This is a genomic window from Longispora sp. NPDC051575, assembly GCF_040681875.1.
Classification (GTDB): domain Bacteria; phylum Actinomycetota; class Actinomycetes; order Mycobacteriales; family Micromonosporaceae; genus Longispora.
On the sequence record NZ_JBFAZP010000008.1, the window covers coordinates 1 to 17,466 of the forward strand.

General features: G+C 72.0%; 15 protein-coding genes and 1 riboswitch. Of the genes, 5 read left to right on the forward strand and 10 right to left on the reverse strand.

Annotated elements, in window-relative coordinates:
• Positions 1–103 precede the first annotated feature (103 nt).
• From AB0M43_RS24145 to AB0M43_RS24175, 7 genes are all read right to left on the reverse strand, one after another.
• Positions 104–1,906 carry a serine/threonine-protein kinase gene (locus AB0M43_RS24145; RefSeq protein ID WP_363728035.1) on the reverse strand — a complete coding sequence of 601 codons (1,803 nt, stop codon included), beginning with the start codon at positions 1,904–1,906 and terminating at the stop codon, positions 104–106.
• 6 nt (positions 1,907–1,912) lie between these two features.
• Entirely contained in the window at positions 1,913–3,901 is a 1,989-nt protein-coding gene (locus AB0M43_RS24150; RefSeq protein ID WP_363728036.1) for a cation:proton antiporter, read from the reverse strand.
• Positions 3,898–4,677: a protein kinase gene (locus tag AB0M43_RS24155; RefSeq protein WP_363728037.1), complete on the reverse strand. Its 780-nt coding sequence runs from the start codon at positions 4,675–4,677 to the stop codon at positions 3,898–3,900. Before AB0M43_RS24155 ends, AB0M43_RS24150 begins: the two co-directional genes overlap by 4 nt.
• Positions 4,678–4,680: 3 nt before the next feature.
• Positions 4,681–5,256 carry an FHA domain-containing protein gene (locus tag AB0M43_RS24160; protein WP_363728038.1) on the reverse strand — a complete coding sequence of 192 codons (576 nt, stop codon included), beginning with the start codon at positions 5,254–5,256 and terminating at the stop codon, positions 4,681–4,683.
• On the reverse strand, positions 5,253–5,675 hold the full coding sequence (locus tag AB0M43_RS24165) for a hypothetical protein (RefSeq protein WP_363728039.1): 423 nt from the start codon (positions 5,673–5,675) through the stop codon (positions 5,253–5,255). The genes AB0M43_RS24160 and AB0M43_RS24165 overlap by 4 nt, the downstream gene beginning before the upstream one ends.
• Positions 5,676–5,688: 13 nt before the next feature.
• Entirely contained in the window at positions 5,689–7,191 is a 1,503-nt protein-coding gene (locus AB0M43_RS24170; protein ID WP_363728040.1) for a hypothetical protein, read from the reverse strand.
• 133 nt (positions 7,192–7,324) lie between these two features.
• Complete coding sequence (locus AB0M43_RS24175; protein ID WP_363728041.1) at positions 7,325–8,596, reverse strand: FAD/NAD(P)-binding protein; 1,272 nt, start codon at positions 8,594–8,596, stop codon at positions 7,325–7,327.
• A gap of 102 nt (positions 8,597–8,698) precedes the next feature.
• On the opposite strand from AB0M43_RS24175, the gene AB0M43_RS24180 reads away from it, so the two are divergent.
• The 5 genes from AB0M43_RS24180 to AB0M43_RS24200 all read left to right on the forward strand — a co-directional run bounded on the left by AB0M43_RS24180 (position 8,699) and on the right by AB0M43_RS24200 (position 13,777).
• Positions 8,699–9,589 (forward strand): N-acetylmuramic acid 6-phosphate etherase, encoded by an 891-nt coding sequence (locus AB0M43_RS24180; protein WP_363728042.1) that lies wholly within the window; start codon positions 8,699–8,701, stop codon positions 9,587–9,589.
• A 10-nt stretch (positions 9,590–9,599) separates the two neighbouring features.
• Positions 9,600–10,502, forward strand: coding sequence for an EamA family transporter (locus tag AB0M43_RS24185; RefSeq protein ID WP_363728043.1), 903 nt, complete (start codon positions 9,600–9,602; stop codon positions 10,500–10,502).
• Between the two features lie 200 nt (positions 10,503–10,702).
• Positions 10,703–11,647, forward strand: a complete 945-nt coding sequence (locus AB0M43_RS24190; RefSeq protein WP_363728044.1) for a sigma-70 family RNA polymerase sigma factor — start codon at positions 10,703–10,705, stop codon at positions 11,645–11,647.
• Positions 11,648–11,905: 258 nt separating this feature from the next.
• Complete coding sequence (locus AB0M43_RS24195) at positions 11,906–13,165, forward strand: hypothetical protein (RefSeq protein ID WP_363728045.1); 1,260 nt, start codon at positions 11,906–11,908, stop codon at positions 13,163–13,165.
• A 129-nt stretch (positions 13,166–13,294) separates the two neighbouring features.
• On the forward strand, positions 13,295–13,777 hold the full coding sequence (locus AB0M43_RS24200; RefSeq protein ID WP_363728046.1) for a GNAT family N-acetyltransferase: 483 nt from the start codon (positions 13,295–13,297) through the stop codon (positions 13,775–13,777).
• Between the two features lie 291 nt (positions 13,778–14,068).
• Here the strand turns inward: AB0M43_RS24200 and AB0M43_RS24205 are convergent, their stop codons facing one another.
• From AB0M43_RS24205 to AB0M43_RS24215, 3 genes are all read right to left on the reverse strand, one after another.
• Positions 14,069–15,034 carry an NlpC/P60 family protein gene (locus tag AB0M43_RS24205; RefSeq protein ID WP_363728047.1) on the reverse strand — a complete coding sequence of 322 codons (966 nt, stop codon included), beginning with the start codon at positions 15,032–15,034 and terminating at the stop codon, positions 14,069–14,071.
• 199 nt (positions 15,035–15,233) lie between these two features.
• Positions 15,234–16,190, reverse strand: coding sequence for an NlpC/P60 family protein (locus AB0M43_RS24210; RefSeq protein ID WP_363728048.1), 957 nt, complete (start codon positions 16,188–16,190; stop codon positions 15,234–15,236).
• A gap of 41 nt (positions 16,191–16,231) precedes the next feature.
• Positions 16,232–16,363: riboswitch (cyclic di-AMP (ydaO/yuaA leader) on the reverse strand.
• 153 nt (positions 16,364–16,516) lie between these two features.
• Positions 16,517–17,461, reverse strand: a complete 945-nt coding sequence (locus AB0M43_RS24215) for an alpha/beta hydrolase (RefSeq protein WP_363728049.1) — start codon at positions 17,459–17,461, stop codon at positions 16,517–16,519.
• Positions 17,462–17,466 lie beyond the last annotated feature (5 nt).

Here is a 17,466-nt window from a genome sequence, read left to right on the forward strand (position 1 = left end):
TGCGGAAGGCACGCACCGATCAATCCGTATCGATACGGGTTAAATGGGGGTGCCGGGGGTGCGGGGAGTAGTTGCCGTAGCCGGAAACGCCTGGTGGCGACCCTTAGCCCTCCCAGATCTCGATGTCGGCGAACCCGACCCGGCTGACCGGTACCGGCTCCGCCTCGGTCTGGAACAGGCCCAGGATCACCCGGCCCTCGGTGAACGTGCTGGACGTGTAGCTGCCGACCTCCACGCCGTCCCGGAAGAACCGCAGCGACGAGCCCTTGGTGACGATCCCGATCCGGGCCTTCGTGCCGGGGGCGAGCGGGCTGGTCAGCGGGTAGCCGCGCATCACGTTGACGGAGCTGCCCTCGGGCTTGCCGTGCGTCACGAGCTGCACCTTGTCCTGGCAGACCCGCAGCGCGTACCCGGACTCGTTGCTGAACCGGAACCACAGGCCCGCGCAGCTGCCCGGCTCCAGGATCGTCACGTCCACGAACACGCTGACGTTGGCGATCGTGTAGTCGGACCGGCCGAGGCAGCGGTAGGAGCCCGGCGCGCGGCGTTCGGCGACGAGCATGCCGTCCCTCAGGGTGCAGGTGGCCTTGAGGGTGGCGGTCTCGTCCCGGGACTTCCAGGGGCCCTCCGCGCTGAGCGGGTCCCGGAGGAACAGGGTCGCGCCGGCGGGGACCGGGCCGGACGGGGTCGCCGACGGGCCGGGGGTGCCGGAGACGTCGGACACGGCCGTCGGGCCGCCCTTGGGCAGGTCGATCACGCCGGTGATGACGCCGACGACGGCGGCCGCCAGGACCAGCATGGACAGGGCGAGAATGCCGCGGAGTACGAGGTTGAGGCCGCCGCCGCCCCGGGGGGACGGTGCGGAGAGGTTCGGCGCCGGTCGGGTGGGTTCCGGAGCGGCCGGCTTCACCCGGGTGGTGTCCGAGTCGGAGACGGCACCGGGAAGGCCGGCCCCGCCCCGTGCCCCCTCGCCCGCGGTGCCCGACCCCGAAGCGCCCCCGCCGCCGACCGTGTCCGACACCGACACGCCCCCGGTCACCGGGTCCTGCACGATCAGCTTCTCCAGGTTCAGCGCCCGGGTCGGCCCGCCCGCCAGCAGCCGGTCGACCAGCTGCCGCGCCGTCGGCCGGTCCTTCGGCTCCTTCGCCAGGGCGTCCTCGACGAGGTCGCGCAACGGCCCGGAGAGCCCGGCCAGGTCCGGTGCCTGGGTCATGATCATCGCGACGGTACCGGGCATCGAGTCGCCCGCGAACGGCAACCGCCCGGTGCCGGCGTACGCGACCACGGCCCCCCACGCGAACACGTCCGCCGCCTGGGTGACCCCGCCGCCCTCCGGCCCGAACCGCTCCGGCGCCATGTACGACACGCTCCCGACCACCTGGTCCGGCCGGGTCAGGCTCTGGGTGACGTCGACCGCGCGGGCGATCCCGAAGTCGATCACCTTGGGACTGCCCGGGGCGAGCAGCACGTTGCCGGGCTTGAGGTCGCGGTGGATGACGCCCGCGCCGTGGATCGCGGTGAGCGCGGTGGCCACCCCGATCGCGAGTCCGTGCAGGTTGGACGGGGTGAGCGGGCCGTGTTCGCCGATGACGGCGGCGAGGCTGGGCCCGGCCACGTACTCCACGACCAGGTAGGGGGTGTCGTGGTCGGGGTCGGCGTCGAGGACCTCGGCGGTGCAGAACGGCGGCACCTGGCGGGCCCGGGCGACCTCCAAGCTGAACCGGCGGCGGAACTCGGGCTCACGGGCCAGGTCGGCGCGGATCACCTTGAGGGCGACGGGCCGGCCCTCCGGCGGCTGGGCGAGGAACACGCTGCCCATGCCGCCCTCGCCGAGCCGGCCGACGATCCGGTACGGGCCGAGCTGCTCCGGGTCCCCCGACCGCAGCGGCTGCGCGTTACCCGCCATGGATCCTCACTCTCGCTCACCTGTCCGCACGTTCAGGTGCACATCCTGCACCCCGTCACCACCGAGCACCAACGCCGATGCCGGCGTCGCCCCGCCCCGGTGTTCCAGCACCTCGACCCGTCCGGCCCGGCGGGCGACCAGGTCGGTCAGGACCCGGCAGCCGAGCGCGGTCACGAGTGCCGACGTTCGGCGGGAGACCCGGCCCGGGACCTGGACGGCCAGCTCCACCGACCGGGCCGCCGCGAGCGCGGTCCCGACCCGCAGCGCGGCCTCGCCGTCGGCCCCGTCGGCGACCCTGACCAGCACGGACGACCAGTCCTCCGGCGGCACCGCCGTGACGGTCACGACGAGTCCGGCCCCGGGAAAGCGCGCGCGGGCGTCCCCGCCCGGGGTGGTGGGCGCGACGTTCGCGTCCCGATCCGCACCGCCGGGCACCAGCACGATGTCCGGGCCGATCGCGGCCACCTGTTCCGCCAGGTCGCGGCCCGGATCCGCGCTGAACCGGGCCAGCACCGGCACGGTGAGCCCCCGGTCCCGCACCGGACCGGCCAGCGCCTCCAGTTCACCCATCGCCCGGGTCATGTCCAGCAGTTCCCCGGACAGCCCGGCGCCGACCTCGACCGGGGCGCGGTAGGGCACGAGCCGGCTCAGGACGACCTCCGCCGGGGGGTGCGCCGAGGCCAGGTCGGCGGCGAGGGCGACGACGGCGGGATGACCGTGGGCGACCAGTACCCGATAGTTCTCGGTTTCGCCCAGGGCGGCCCGCTCGGCGGTGGCGATGTCGCGGTCGACCTGCCGGCGCGGGTAGATCCAGCTCAGCAGCGGGCCGGCCATCACGGTCGTGACCAGGGCCATCACGACCATCATCGAGAACAGCGACCCGTCGAGCAGGCCGAGTTGCAGCCCCACGGTCAGGATGATGATCTCGGTGAGGCCCCGGGTGTTCATCAGCGCGGCGAGCGCCCCGGCCTGCCGGGCGGGCACCTTCTGGGTCCGGGCCCCGACGTAGGCGCCGAGGAACTTGCCGCTGATCGCCACGACGAGGATCAGGCCGAGTTCGAGCAGGCCGCGCAGGTCCATGGTGGACAGGTCGACCTTCATGCCGGACAGCACGAAGAACGCGGGCAGCAGCAGGAGCACGCTGACCTGTTCGAGGCGTTCGAGGATCTCGTGCCGCAGGGCCTCGGCGCCGGCCCGGGGCATCACGGCCCCGAAGAGAAAAGCCCCGAAGATCGCGTGCACTCCGAGGTACTCCGTCACGAAGCACGACAGCAGCAGCCCCACCAGGATCACGCCCAGCACGTCCGGGGTGAGCCGCCCGGCCCGGTCCCGGGCGGCCGCGAGCCGACGCAGCAGGGGCCGGACCCCGAAGAACATCACCAGGGTGTACGGCACGGCCAGCAGGATCCGCCAGTCCGTGGCCCCCGCCCCGGCGAAGGTGACGATGAACGCGAGCCCGGTCCACGCGACCACGTCGTCCACGGCCGCCGACGCCAGTGCGAGTCCGCCGACCTCGGTGCGTTGCATGCCCCGGTCGGTGAGGATCCGGGCGAGCACCGGGAACGCCGTCACGGACATCGCGGCCCCGATGAACAGGGCGAACGGCCACACCCGGGTCACGTCGTGGTTCCCGGCGAGCCAGAAGGCCAGCCCCGTGCCGAGCCCGAACGGTAGCAGGATCGAGCCGATCGACACGGAGGCGGCGACCCGTTTGCGGCCCTGGACCAGGGCGGTGTCCAGTTCGTACCCGACGATGAACATGAACAGGACGAGCCCGACGTTGGCGAGCCCGGACAGCGCGGGCCGGATGTCGGTGGGCAGCAGGTGGTCGGTGACGACGGTCCCGAACAGGGTGGGGCCGATCAGGACCCCGGCGAAGATCTCGCCGATCACGGGCGGCTGCCCGATCCGTTTCGCGAGCGCGCCGAGGACCCGGGCGAGGGCGATGACCGCGGCCAGGGCGAGGAGGAGCTGACCGACCTGGTGCGCGGTCACGACAGCGCGTCGATCCGGTCGGCGAGCGCCTCGGCGTCCGGCCGGCCGTCGACCGGCCCCAGGCACGCCCTGACCAGCGCCGCGACCGCACCGGGCAGCGCGGGGGACACGACCGGCTCCGTGGACAGGATCCGGCGCAGCACGAACAGCCCGTCGTCGGCCGGCAGCTCGCCGTAGAGCCCGACCCCGGCGACGGCCCGGTGCAGCACCACGCCCAGGGAGTACACGTCGCTCGCCGGCCGGGGCGGCTCCCCGCCCAGCACGGCCGGGTCGGTGTACTCCGCCGAGGCCATCGACCCCATCCCGGTCAGCGTCACCCCGGCCGTGAACACGTGCGACAGCCCGAGGTCGGACAGCTTCGCGCCCCCGGCGTGCAGCAGCACGTTGGCCGGCTTGATGTCGCGGTGCACGATCCCGGCCCGGTGCAGGGCTCCGGCGGCCCGGGCGGCGTGCGCGACGGCCCGGGGCGCGTCGGCCGGTGCGACCGGGTCGGCGAGCGTGCCCCCGTCGAGGTACTCCGTCGCGTAGTAGAAGATCCCGTCCTGCTGCCCCGCGTCGTACGGCGCCACCAGGTACGGCGACCGCACCGCCGCGAACGCCGTCAGCTCCCGGGTCGCCCGGCGGAACGTGGCCGTCGTGGACTCCCCGGCCAGCACCTTGACGGCGACGTGCTCGGCGTCGACGGGCAGCCGGGCGGGGGTCAGCGCCAGGTGGTAGTGCCCGTGGTTGCCGGAGCCCAGGGGCCGGACGAACGTGTAGTCGGCGATGCCGCGCATCGGTCAGTTCCCTTCGCGGTGCGACTCGTAGCGCACCCAGCGCTCGCCGACCGTGATCCGCGTGCCGGGCCGCAGGACGATCGGTTCGCCGGGGACCGCCCGGAACGGTGCGGAGCCGGGCAGCGTGACGTACGTGCCGTTGGCCGAGGCCAGGTCGACGACGTGCACGGCCCAGCCGACGAGGCTGATCCGGCAGTGCTGCCGGGACATGGAGCCGTCGGGGTCGAGGAGCCGCAGCGGCCGGGCGGTGCCGGCGGCCACGAAGGGGTGGCGTTCCGGGTTGCGGCCGAGCACGTAGTCGGCGTCCAGGCGGTACGTCGCGCCGTCGTCGCACAGCAGCAGCCCGAGCGGAGGCCGGGGGCCGAGCCGGGTGACGAGGGTGCCCTGGACCATGCCGATGCCGCAGAGGTGGCAGTACCGGGCGGAGGGGTCGTTGAAGTGGTCGTTCTTGCAGCCCACGCCCTCGACGAGCGCCCGGTCGTCGTCGACCTCCGTGACGGTCTCCACCGGCGGGGCGTGCCCGGGGACGAGGAGCACGGCCTCGAACGGGGCGTCCGGGTCGGGTTCGCGGGCCGTCATCCGATCCGCCCGCCCCGGAACCGCCAGCGCAGGAACGGCACCCGCATCGGCCCGTTGGCGACCAGCCACACGACGAGCCACACGACCCCGAAGTGCACGGCGAACCCGGCGAACGTCGCACCGCCGGCCCCGGGCACCAGTTCGAGACGCAACAGGACCCAGAGCAACGCTCCCTCGGGTACGACGGTGAGCAGCCCGAACAGCGACGGCCAGTCCTTCTCCCACCGGAACTGCATCAGCCCGTGGTAGAGCACCTCCCAGCCGACGCCGAGGGCGGCGACCGCCGCGAGGACCGCGAACGTGGCCCGGTAGCCGGGATCGCCGGGCAGCACGGGCGTGATCAGTGCCGTGACCAGCGCACCGACCAGGGCCAGCAGGAACAGTCGGGTCTGGATCCGGCCCGACAGGATGGGGACCATTGTTCTCTCTCCGTCAGACCGGCCGGCCGAGCAGCCACCGGAACCACTGCGAGGTCGAGCGGACCGGGCCGATCCGCGCGCACCAGCCGCGCCGCGCCAGGTCGTCGGCGATCTCCTGCGCGGCGACCTGCAACCCGAGGAACGTGTCCACGCCGGGGAAGTAGCCGCCGAGGGTGGTCGCGCCGGACGCGTACAGGGCGCCGTCGCCGCTGGCCGTGCCCTTGACCTCGAAGTGCCGTTCGACCTCCAGCCGGCCGAGCGGGTTGCGCCCCGCGCCGGAGTGTTCGAGCAGGTCGGCGAGGACCCGGTGCTCGGAGATGTCGGCTTCCAGGCCGGTGCAGTCGATGACGAAGTGCGACCGGATCACCCGCCCGTCGACGGTACTGGCGAGCTGGCCGTGCGGCGCGGGCTCGACCTTCTCGACGGTGCCCTGCATGGCCTCGTACCACCCGGCGGCCCGTCCGGCGGCCATCTGCCGCTGCCAGTGCCCGCGCTTCGGGGTGTTCGTGCCGCCCATCCGCTTGTACAGCGCGGCCCGCTCCTCGCCGTCGAGCTTGCGCATCTGGGCCTTGAGCTGCCCGCCCCACACGGACTTGGGGTAGTTGAAGCCCTGGTAGGCCCAGCCGTGCCCGCCCCGGCGGCGCATGAACACACCCGACCCGTGGGTACCCGTCACGAAGGTGCGGAACAGGTGCACGATCCGGGTCTGGAGCCCGAACGCCGCCCGGTCGTCCATCAGCCGTTGCAGCACCCGGGACGCGACGATGCCCCCGCCCCGGACGACGACCGTGCCGGGCCGGGTCTTGAGGAACTCGTAGACGTGCTCGTGCGGCTCGTAGGCGTTGACGACGTGCTCGTGGTCGCGGTACTTCTCCCGGAACTCTTGGAGGTCGGGCAGGAACCGCAGCCCGGGGTAGCCGACGGCCAGGTGCACGTAGGTGGACCGGTAGGCCACGCGCTTCGTGGGGGAGCCGGCCGGGGGCGTCAGGATCGTGAAGTACCCGCCGCCCTCGCGCCGCCGCACCAGCCGCACCGCGCCCTTGACCAGCATCGACGGGTACCCGATCCGGGCGCTCTCCCGCTCCAGCCCCGCGAACACGGTGCCGGCCCGGGGCGTCCAGTAGTCGGAGAAGATCGGCTCGGTGAGCACCTGGGCGAGGTGCCGCAGCGACCGGTCCCGCCACGCCTCACTCAGCGCGTACGACGGGAAGCCCCAGATGTTGTCCGGCCGGGAGGAGGAGTCCGACCGGATCCGCTGGGTACGCGGGATCTGCGACACCCGGGTCAGGTACTCGTACGTCTGCCACGGGTGGTCGATGTTGGACAGCACCCGGATCTGGTCGGCCGGCACCCCCGCGATCCGCAGGTAGTCCACCAGGACGAAGGAGCCGATGCCACCACCGACGCTGACGAACGGGACGTCGGACACCGGAATGCCGGCGTCGGCGAGCATCCCGTCCGTCCACAGCGCGGCGTTCAGCAGCGCGGGGGTCAGATCGCCCGCGGGAGTGTCCATCGAAGTGCCCCTGATCCCCGTGACCACCAGCGGAGGGGGGTCCGCCGGCAACGTGCGGCCACAGGCTATCCGATGCCGCGACGCGGGGGGAAGCAGGAAAATCCGACGCAACCTCCCGCGCCGGCGCCACGTGTTACAAGGCTGCGGTCTGCGCCCGGATCTCCGGCACCGCCGTGGTCTCCCACCACCGGCCCCGGCGCAGCGGCCCCACCGTCCACACCTGGCGCGACGGTTGGCCGTCCCGGCCGAGCAGCATCCCGTCGTCGTCCACGTCGAGGCCGAGCCGGTGCCGGTCGAACCGGGCGAGACCGTCGGCGACCAGGGCGCGGACCAGCGGGTCCCCGGTCTGCGCGGAGGTCCCCGGCCCGGTGCAGTTGATCACGGTACGACCCGGCAGCGTCCGGCCGTCCGTCAGCGCGACCCCGCTCGCGGTGGCCTGCGCGACCTGCCCGGCGGTCACCGTGAACTCCCCGGAGTCCAGCAGCCGCTCCACCGCCGTGCCGACCACGGGGGCCATCCGGTGCCGGTGGATCTCCCAGTACCGGGCCACGTGCCGCAGGAACCGGGCCTGCTCCTCGCCGGTCAGCCCCCGCCACAGCGCGTCGACCCGGTGCCGGAGCGCGTCGACCACCGGCCGCCAGTCCGGGGCCGTCTCCATGGCCTCCCGGACCATCCGGAGCAGCTTGCCGAGCGACTCGCCGCCGGTGGGCAGCGCGGGGTGCGGGGCGGGGTCGCCCCGGTGCGCGGTGTGCGCGCGGGGCAGCAGCCCGTGCCGGGACACGGCGTGCACGCCGCCGTAGTGCCCGCGCCGGGCCAGGGACAACGCGACGTCGACGGCCGTGAGCCCGGTGCCGAGCAGCACCACCGGCTCCTCGGCGCGCACGGAGTCGAGCGCGCCCGCCGCCCACGGGTCGCCGACGTAGCCGGGGGAGCCGACCGGCGCGCCGACCGGGTCGCTGGTCGGGGCGTGGCCGAGCGCGAGGCCGACCCAGTCGGTGTCCAGCCGGGTGCCGTCGGCGAGCTCGACGGCCCCGGGGCCGACCCGGACGGCGCGCTGGTGGATCACGTGCAGCCGGCCGGGGTGCGCGGCGGCGGCCTGTTCGAGGGTGGCCTCCAGGTAACGGCCGTAGGCGCGGCGCGGCAGGAAGTCGTCCGGACCGCCCCGCAGTCGCTGCCAGGTGCACCACCGCACGAAGTCGTCGGGTACGTCGGTCAGCGCGCTCATCGACCCGGCCCGCGAGTTCAGCAGGTGCCAGGCGTCCTCGGTGTCGTACGCGACCCCGCGCCCCAGCCTCGCGCGCGGTTCGACGAGCTGGACCGTGCCGTCCCGGGTTCTGAGGAGGTGTGCGGCCACGATCGCGCCGCTACAGCCGCCGCCAATGACAGTCATCACTCTTCGGCTCATGTGGGGAACCTCCAGCGCCGCTCTGCGTAGTCGCAGCCTAACGCTATTCCTACTAGTCCGATAGGGAAAGCTGGCTTGGGTTGTGTGCGGGACACTGACCTCATGATCCGCGTGACCGCCCCCACCGAGGGCCGAAACCCCAGAACCCTGGACCTGGACCTGTTGTCCACCCGAGACCTCCTCGCCGCCCTGAACGCCGAGGACGCGACCGTCGCCGGGGCCGTCGCCGGGGTGCTCGACGCCCTGTCCGGCGTCGTCGACCGCGCCGCCGCCGCCCTGGCCGCCGGGAACTCCGTGCACTACTTCGGCGCGGGCACCTCCGGCCGGCTCGGCTGCCTCGACGCCGCCGAGATCCCCCCGACGTACGGCGTGCCGGCCACCTGGTTCCAGGCGCACCTCGCGGGCGGACCCGGGGCGATGTGGCGCGCCGTCGAGAACGCCGAGGACGACTTCGACGCCGGGGCCGCCGAGGCGCGCGACGCCGTCCGGCCCGGGGACGTGCTGATCGGGATCGCGGCGAGCGGGCGGACGCCGTACGTGCTGGGCGCGCTGAGTACCCCCCGGTGCTTCACGGTGTTGATCTGCTCGAACCCGGCCGCGACCGCCGACGTCGACGTGCTGATCACCCCCGACACCGGCCCCGAACCCGTGATGGGCTCCACCCGGATGAAGGCCGCCACCGCGCAGAAGCTGATCCTGAACTCCTTCTCCACGGCCGTCATGGTCCGCCTCGGCCGGGTCTACTCCAACCTGATGGTCGACCTGTCCGCCACCAACGCCAAGCTCCGGGGCCGCCGGCTGACCCTGCTGATGGAGGCCACCGGCCTCCCGGAGGCCGAGGCCGCCGCCGCGCTCGCCGCCGCCGACGGCGAACTGAAGGTGGCGCTGGTCACAGTGCTCGCCGGGGTGCCGACGGCGCAGGCCAGAGCGGCTTTGATCACAACCGAGGATCAGGTCCGAAAGGCGCTTGTACTCCTTACACCCGGGGCCTAGTGTCCGCACTATGCAGCGTGGAAGTGTGTTTCGGCTCGCCGGCCTGGCCCTGATCTGGGGATCGAGCTTCCTGCTCATCGCGATCGGCCTGCGCAGCTTCAGCCCGATCCAGGTCGTCCTCGGTCGGATGCTCTTCGGGGCCGGGGTGCTGCTGCTGTTCGTCTGGCTCACCGGCCGCAAGCTGCCGCGCGACCGGGTGCTCTGGGGGCACCTGGCCGTCGTGTCCGTGATCGCCAACGTGGTGCCGTTCCTGCTGTTCGCGGTGGGGGAGACCGAGGTGTCCTCGGGCATCGCCGGCGTCCTCAACGCGACCACCCCACTGTGGACACTCCTCGTGGGGTACGCGAGCGGACACGACCGCCGGGTCACCGCGCTCCGACTGGCCGGCGTCGTCCTCGGCTTCGTCGGCGTCCTGCTGATCTTCTCGCCCTGGAGGTCCGGCTCCGAGGCCGCGAGCTGGGGCGGCCTGGCCTGTCTGACCGCCGCCGCCCTGTACGGGGTCACCTTCATCTACATGGACAGGTTCATCGTCCGGCGCGGCGTCGAGCCCGTCGTGCTGTCCGCCTCGCAGCTCGCCGTCGGCGCCGTGCTCACCCTGCCCCTGCTGCCCTTCCTCGGCGGCCTGCGCGCCCCCGAGTGGCATTGGGGCCCCTTCCTGGCCGTCGTCGCCCTGGGCGCGGTCGGCACCGGCGTCGCGTACGTCCTGAACTACCGGCTCGTCGCCGACGAGGGCCCCACCGCCTCCGTGGTGACCTATCTACTTCCGGTTGTCGCGGTGCTTTTGGGGTACGTGTTACTCCAGGAACCCCTGAGCCTGCAGGTGATCGGAGGGATGGTGATCGTGCTGTTCGCTGTCGCTCTGGTCAGAAGGCCGACCGTTCCGGCCAGACAAATAAGTGCAAACAACGCTTAACATATGGTTACACGCTGTGTTCGATTACACAGTGGGAACCAGAGGGCCCTGCTCAAGCGTCCTACTAACTGTGAGCACTCGCGGCACCGTCACAGCCACGAGTTACCTAGGTCTCACGGCCAGACGCCTGGTCACCGGAATGGTCCGGCGTCCTCGCTCGTTATGACAGTGACACGTCAAGCACGGGAGGTTCGGCGCGCGTGGAGAAGACTCGGGTTTTGCGAACGGCAGACGTCGCTGAAGAGCGCGACCTCGTCGGTGTCTACCTGCACGAGATTTCGAAGACGCCGCTGCTGGCCGCGGCGCAGGAGGTCGACCTGGCCAAGGCCGTGGAGGCCGGGCTGTACGCGGACCGACTGCTCGCCGAGGACAACGCACCCCAGGGTGTGAAAGCGGACGAACTCGCCGAGCTCGTGTCCGAGGGGCAGAAAGCGAAAGACCAGTTCATCAAGGCCAACCTGCGACTCGTCGTCTCCATCGCGCGGCGCTACGTGCGCAGCGGCATGCCGATGCTCGACCTGATCCAGGAGGGCAACACCGGCCTCGTCCGGGCCGTCGAGAAGTTCGACTACGTCAAGGGCTTCAAGTTCTCCACGTACGCGACGTGGTGGATCCGCCAGGCCATCAGCCGGGCCATCGCCCAGCAGGAGCGCACCGTCCGACTCCCCGTCCACCTGGTCGAGGACGTCAACCGGATGCGCAGCATGGCCCGCCAGCTCACCCGCGAGCTGGGCGGCGAGCCCGAGGTCGAGCAGCTCGCCAACGCCCTCGGCGTCCCCGTCGAGCGCGTCAACGAGCTCAAGCGCTGGTCGCAGGACACCGTGTCCCTGGACACCCCCGTCGGCGACGACGGCGACACGAGCCTCGGCGACCTGGTGTCCGACTCCGACGCGCCCAGCCCCGAGGACATCGTCCTCGCCGGCCTCGAGCGCGAACGGATCGACTCCATGATCGGCCACCTCGACGACCGGTCCGCCGGCATCGTCCGGGCCCGCTACGGCCTGGAGGACGGCCGCGAGCACTCGCTCACCGAGGTCGCCCAGCGGTTCTCGCTCTCCCGGGAGCGGATCCGGCAGCTGGAGATCCAGGCGCTCGGCCGGCTGCGTGAGCTGGCCCGGGCGGAGGGTATGTCCGTCGCGGCGTAGGTGGCGCGGGTAGGCGTCAGAACGGAGGGGCTCCGGGCCGGTTGGCCGGGGGTCCCTTTCGTGTGTGCGGGCAGCGGGCCGTCGGGGGCGGCCTGGCCGTGCCCGGCAGGGGTGGCGTGTGGTGGGGGAGCCGTCGCGCTCGTTTGGCCGGACCGGGTCGGTGGTTGTCGCCGGGGCGGGCTGTGCGGACGCCCGGCCCGGCCTGGCGGTCTGGAAGATGACAGCGGGGTCGGCGGGGGCGTGATCCATCATGGAGGGATGCGGAAGTGGCTCCGGATCGCACCCTGGGTGGGGTGTGCGGCCCTGGCGGGACTGGCCGCCGTGTTCGCCCTCCTCGACACGACCCGGGCCAGCACGCTGTCCGGGGTGATCAGCGTGTTCTGCGCGCTGATCGGCCTCGGTGACCAGGGATATCAGCGCCTCCGGCAGGCGGCGGCGGTGCGTGCCGGAGACCCCGCCGGTGGGGCGCTTGGGGCCGGAGTTGGCGGCGTGACCAGCGCGGGAGACCCTTCCGCCGGAACCGGAACCGGAACCGGAACCGGAACCGGAACCGGAACCGGAACCGGAACCGGAACCGGAACCGGAACCGTGCCGGGGTGGGCAGGCGCGGCCGTGGGCAGCACGGCGGCGGGTGCGTCGGCCGGGGCCGTGACGGGTGGCACACATGCCGGAGGCGGCACGGGAGGCATTCCGGCCGGCGAGCGGTCCGGAACGGTCCGGCCGTCGGTGCCGCGCGGGGACTTCCACTTCACCGCCAACGACCACGGCACCAACAACGTGCACATCGTGCGGTCCACCGGACTGGCCGTCCTCGCCCTGGCCGTGATCGCGGCGCTGGTACTCGTCGTGCTCGTCGTCCTGCACCTCAACCGGGGCGGCGGCCAGGCCGGCCGGCAGCCGGGAGCGGGGTCCGGCCCGTCGACAGCCGCCCTCGCGCCGACCCCGGGCGGGACCGCCCAGGGACCGGGGGTCGGCACCCTGCCCGTCGACCCGGGCGGCGGGGACCCGGGACAGCGGCCGGCCACGACCCCGGCCCGGACCGCCGGACCGCTCCCGGTGCGGACCACCCCCGGCCCGAGCGTCGTGCCCTCGCCGCAGCCGCGCCCGGAGCCCCAGCCGGACCAGCAGACGGCGGAGACGGCCTTCACCCTGTACGACCTGGAGGGGGTGGACTGGCACGGTGGCCAGGCGGCGCCGACCAAACAGACCGGGGCGGCCGGGATGATGTACTTCAAGCCCAACGACGTCCAGCTCTACTACTACGGCTGGGCCGACACCCGGGTCGCGAACCACCGCCCCACCTTCCAGGACTGCCTGGCCGCCGCAGACCGCCCCGGCGACGTCTACCAGGCCATCAAGCTGACCATGCCGGAATACCCGATCAACCCCGGTGACCGGTACTGCCGCCGCGAGTCCACCAGCCCCAACGCCGTCTCCTACGTGGTGTTCGACGAGATCAACCTGCACACCGCCCCCTACTACGTCCGGATCCGGGTCTCCTACCAGTCCGCCCCCTGACCACCCGGGGGCTGGCCATCCGACCGCCCATACCCCGTCGGGCTCTCGGCCGCCTGCTCCTGGTGAGGGGGCACAGCAGGGGCTGTTTTCCGGTCGACCGGGGCCGGCGGCCGTGGGTAGGGTGCCCGGATGACCTCCGCGCTCCGCCTAGAGAAGATCACCGCCGACAACGTCGACGCGGCCTGCGCGGTCACGGTGCGGGCCGGCCAGGAACGGTTCGTCGAGTCGGTCGCCCGGTCCCTCGCGGAGGCGTACGTGCACCCCGACATCGCCTGGCCCCGCCTGATCCTCGACGGGGACCAGCCGGTCGGCTTCGTGATGGCCTTCTTCGACGTCCACTTCTACGACACCGACCCGCCCGACCTGCTCCGCTCCGGCCTGTGGCGCCTGAACATCGCCGCCGACCACCAGGGCCACGGCTACGGCCGGTTCGCCGTCCGCGCCGTGTGCGACGAGATCCGCCGCCGGGGCGGCTCCCGGGCCACCGTCACCTACGCGCCCGACGACGACGGCCCCCGCGACTTCTACCTGCGCCTGGGCTTCCACCCGACCGGCGAACTCAGCGGCAACCAGCCCGTAGCCGAACTACACCTGCCCACCCAGTCCGCCTGACAGGTGCCCGCCCCGATCGAGTCCCCCGGTCTGCGACAACCGGCCCTTCCCCTCGAACCCATTCCCGGACCCACCCGAAAGCCAAGAAAGCCCCGAACGACATGTCCGCCGTAACTCCCAGCCCCCCCACACAAAAGTGGGGCACGCCGCGAAGGCGTACCCCACAAAAATCTTTTGATCTAAGGCGAAGTGGCCCGCTGAGGGCGGGGCTGGCAAGCGTCGGCGGAAGTCGCTAGGGCAGCGCCCTGCGAATTCCGCCGAGGCGCCGCCAGCGTCGTCCTCAGCGGGTCCTCACCCACGCACGCGGCCGTAGCCGTAGATGCTGCCGATCTGGGTGATGGGGGCCATCATCACGTTCTGGCCCGGCTGGGGGGCGTGGATCACCTTGTCGTTGCCGACGTAGATCGCCACGTGGCCCAGGCCGTTGGAGAAGACCAGGTCCCCGGGCTGGAGCTCGCCGCGCTGGATGTGCGCCGTGGCATCCCACTGCATGGCCGCGTTGTGCGGCAGGGAGACGCCGGCGGACTTCCACGCGGCCATGGTGAGGCCCGAGCAGTCGTAGCCGTTGGGGCCGGCGGCGTTGAAGATGTAGGGCTTGCCGACGACGCCGTACGCGAAGTCGACGGCCTTGCCCGCGGTGCCCGGCAGGTGCGGGGCGGGGAGGCCGACGGTGCCGCCGGGGCCGATGCCGGCCTTCTTGCGCTGCTCCTGGAGCTTCTTCAGCTCCTCCTCGATCTTCGCCTTCTGCCCGGCGAGTTCCTTCTCCTGGGCGGTCTGCTGGTTGAGGGCGGCGTCGAGCTTGGTCTTCTCGCCGTCGTAGGCGGACTTGGCCTGGTTGTAGGCCGAGATCTCCTGCTGCTGCCCGTACGCGAACTGGTCGAGGATGGTGAGCTGTTCCATCAGGCTCGACGGGTTCTGGGAGCTGAGCAGGGCGCTCATCGAGGACACGCTCTGGCCCTTGTAGGCGGCGGCGGCGACGGCGCCGATCCGGCCGCGCGCGGCGTCCACTTTGTCCTGGGCCGGCTTGAGCTGGATGTTCAGTTTGTCGACGGACTCGCGGGTGACCTTCAGCTGCTCGGTCACCTTGTTGAAGGACTCGATGACCTTCTCGAGCTCCTCGGACGCCTTGTCGATCTGGGCGGCGAGCTCGGCGGGGGTGGGCTCGGCCTGGGCGGGGGAGGCGCCGAGGGTTGCGGCGACGGCGAGGAGGCAGCCGATGGCCAGTACGCGGAGGGGTTTCCGGCTGACGGTGGTCAACGCAGCACGACCCTTTCATAGGCAACAAGCCGCGCCCACGTTACCCGCCTTGTGAGATGCGTGCCACCTTCGAGAAATGCCTACTACACAAAGAAAACAGCCCATCACGCGAGGTGATGAGCTGTTTTCTCGGTGTTCGAGAAACCGGGCACACAAATGGCGGGAAAACCACCTGTGGAATGGAACCGCCCGGATCTACTTAGCCGCGGACCCGGCCCGCGCCGTCGTACCCGCCCATGGAGTCGACGTTCGAGATCTTCACCGACTCGCCCGGCTGCGGCGCGTGGATCACCTGGTTGTTGCCCACGTAGATGCCCACGTGGCCCAGGCCGTAGAAGAACACCAGGTCGCCCGGCTGCAGGTCGCCCCGGCCGATCCGGGTGGTGGCGGCCCACTGCGCGTTCGTCTGGTGCCCGCCGATGCCGACGCCGGCGGCGCCCCACGCGCGCATGGTCAGACCGGAGCAGTCGTAGGTGTCCGGGCCGGCCGCGCCGTAGACGTACGCCTTGCCGAGCTGCGCGTACGCGAACTGCACGGCCACGCCCGCTTTGCCCGAGACGTTCGGCGGCGGGGTGTTGGAGGTGTTCGACGGGCTGGTGGACCGCTCGGCGGACCGGCTGGCCCGGTCGGCGGTGGCCTTCGCCTCGTCGCGCGCCCTGACCAGCTCGGCGTTGGCGGCCTCCAGGGCGGTCTTCTTCGCCGCCAGGGTGGTCTCCTGCTTCGTCTGCTCGGCGATCAGGCCGTCCAGGCGGGCCTTCTCGGCGTCGAGTTCGCCCCGGGCGCTGGTGAGGTCCCCGACGCTGTCCGGCGCGGGACGGGTGGCCACGGCGGCGGCTCCGACCTGGTCGAACAGGGAGGTCGTGGGCCGGGCGGCGATGCCGAGCGGGTTGGCGGTCGCGGCGACCTTGTCGGCGAGGGGGGCCAACTTCGCGGCGACGGTGTCGGCGACGAGCCGGGTACTGGCCAGCGTCGCGCGCACCTTGTCGTACTCACCGGAGATCTGGGTGACCTCGCGGGTGTTCTGATCGATCTTGCCCTGGGTGTCAGTACCGGGATCGGCCTGAGCGGCGGTCATCGGAGCCGAGACGGCCAGCACGGAGACGCCCACAACAGTGAGCGCGGCGCGCAGCAGCCCCGGCACGGAACTTGGTGCCAAGGAGGACTCTCTTCCCTCGTCTGCCTACACGGGCAGCACACCGCCTACCGGGTTAGCTGACGGGTTCGGACGGGAAGAAATTGCGCCCTACCGCGCACTGCGCGGATTCACCCCGGCGGAGAAGTCGCACCTCCGCGATGGTTCCCCGGCTCACCGGTCACGATGACTCGGCGGCCCGTCCGGCGCTCCCCATCAATGGGTGGCTGACTCCCGGACGTTGACTGACGCTACCTGGGATCTCGGGCATAGCAACCCTGAGTGACGGGCCAGACGTGGGCCCCACCCGGTCGCACCGCAGCTCAGAGGAGGGTCTAGGCTCCGCCCGATTACCCTACGTGCGCGTTCAGCCACTCCTGCAGGGTGTCGAAGTAGAACTGGCGGGACTCCTCCGCCGACAGGGCGAGATCGTGCAGGCCGTCAGGAACCTCGATGAATGTCACGTCGGGGCCGAGCGCGCGGGAGTACTCCGCGATGTGCGCGACGTCGAGGACCGAGTCCATCCGGGTGGCGTCGTCGCTCCACTCGGGACGCTTGTACGACGCGGTGGACGCGGTCACCAGGACCGGCACGTCGATGTTGAGGCCCCTGCGCAGTCGGCGCTGGGCGTGCGTGATCGCCACCAGCCAGCCGAGCCGGGTCGGGATGCCCTCGATCGGCTTCCACGCGGTGTCGAAGTTCCAGGCGCCCTTGCGGTCGACGTGCACGCTGTCGCCGTACACGCTGCTCAGGCCCGCCGGGAGGGAACGCATCGGCTGGCGGCGGCCCATCGGGGCGAGCACGACCGGCGCGACCCGGCGGAGGAACCAGTTCGCGTTGAGGTCGAAGAACGGGCTGTTCAGGGTGAGCGCCGTGATGGTGCCCGTGCCCTGGAGCTTGTGCGCCCACATCGAGGTGGTCAGGCCGCCGGTGGAGTGCGCGTTGACGACCAGGATGTCGTGGCCGTCCTCCTCGCGGATGATCCGGGCGGCCTCGTCGAGCTCGACGAAGTACTCCGCGACGCTGTCCACCATGGACGGCGTCTGGCCGGGGCGCAGGCTGCGGCCGCTGCGCCTCAGGTCGATCGCGTAGAAGGTGTAGCCGAGGCTGACGAAGAAGTCGGCCAGGTGGGTCTGGAAGAAGTAGTCGTTGTACCCGTGGACGTAGAGCACCGCCCGGGTGGACTGGCCGGCCCGACGGCGGACGAGCGTCGCGACCAGCTCGCCGTTCTCGTCGTCCGGCAGCGGCAGGGTGCGCGCCTCGTAGGCGTCGCCCAGGATGTCCTTGACCCACATGGGCA

Coding starts and splice junctions, on each gene's coding strand:
- AB0M43_RS24180 (WP_363728042.1), top strand. CDS start 8,699: ATGATCCGCGTGACCGCCCCCACCGAGGGCCGAAACCCCAGAACCCTG.
- AB0M43_RS24185 (WP_363728043.1), top strand. CDS start 9,600: ATGCAGCGTGGAAGTGTGTTTCGGCTCGCCGGCCTGGCCCTGATCTGG.
- AB0M43_RS24175 (WP_363728041.1), bottom strand. CDS start 8,596: ATGAGCCGAAGAGTGATGACTGTCATTGGCGGCGGCTGTAGCGGCGCG.
- AB0M43_RS24215 (WP_363728049.1), bottom strand. CDS start 17,461: ATGTGGGTCAAGGACATCCTGGGCGACGCCTACGAGGCGCGCACCCTG.
- AB0M43_RS24200 (WP_363728046.1), top strand. CDS start 13,295: ATGACCTCCGCGCTCCGCCTAGAGAAGATCACCGCCGACAACGTCGAC.
- AB0M43_RS24145 (WP_363728035.1), bottom strand. CDS start 1,906: ATGGCGGGTAACGCGCAGCCGCTGCGGTCGGGGGACCCGGAGCAGCTC.
- AB0M43_RS24195 (WP_363728045.1), top strand. CDS start 11,906: ATGCGGAAGTGGCTCCGGATCGCACCCTGGGTGGGGTGTGCGGCCCTG.
- AB0M43_RS24165 (WP_363728039.1), bottom strand. CDS start 5,675: ATGGTCCCCATCCTGTCGGGCCGGATCCAGACCCGACTGTTCCTGCTG.
- AB0M43_RS24160 (WP_363728038.1), bottom strand. CDS start 5,256: ATGACGGCCCGCGAACCCGACCCGGACGCCCCGTTCGAGGCCGTGCTC.
- AB0M43_RS24170 (WP_363728040.1), bottom strand. CDS start 7,191: ATGGACACTCCCGCGGGCGATCTGACCCCCGCGCTGCTGAACGCCGCG.
- AB0M43_RS24155 (WP_363728037.1), bottom strand. CDS start 4,677: ATGCGCGGCATCGCCGACTACACGTTCGTCCGGCCCCTGGGCTCCGGC.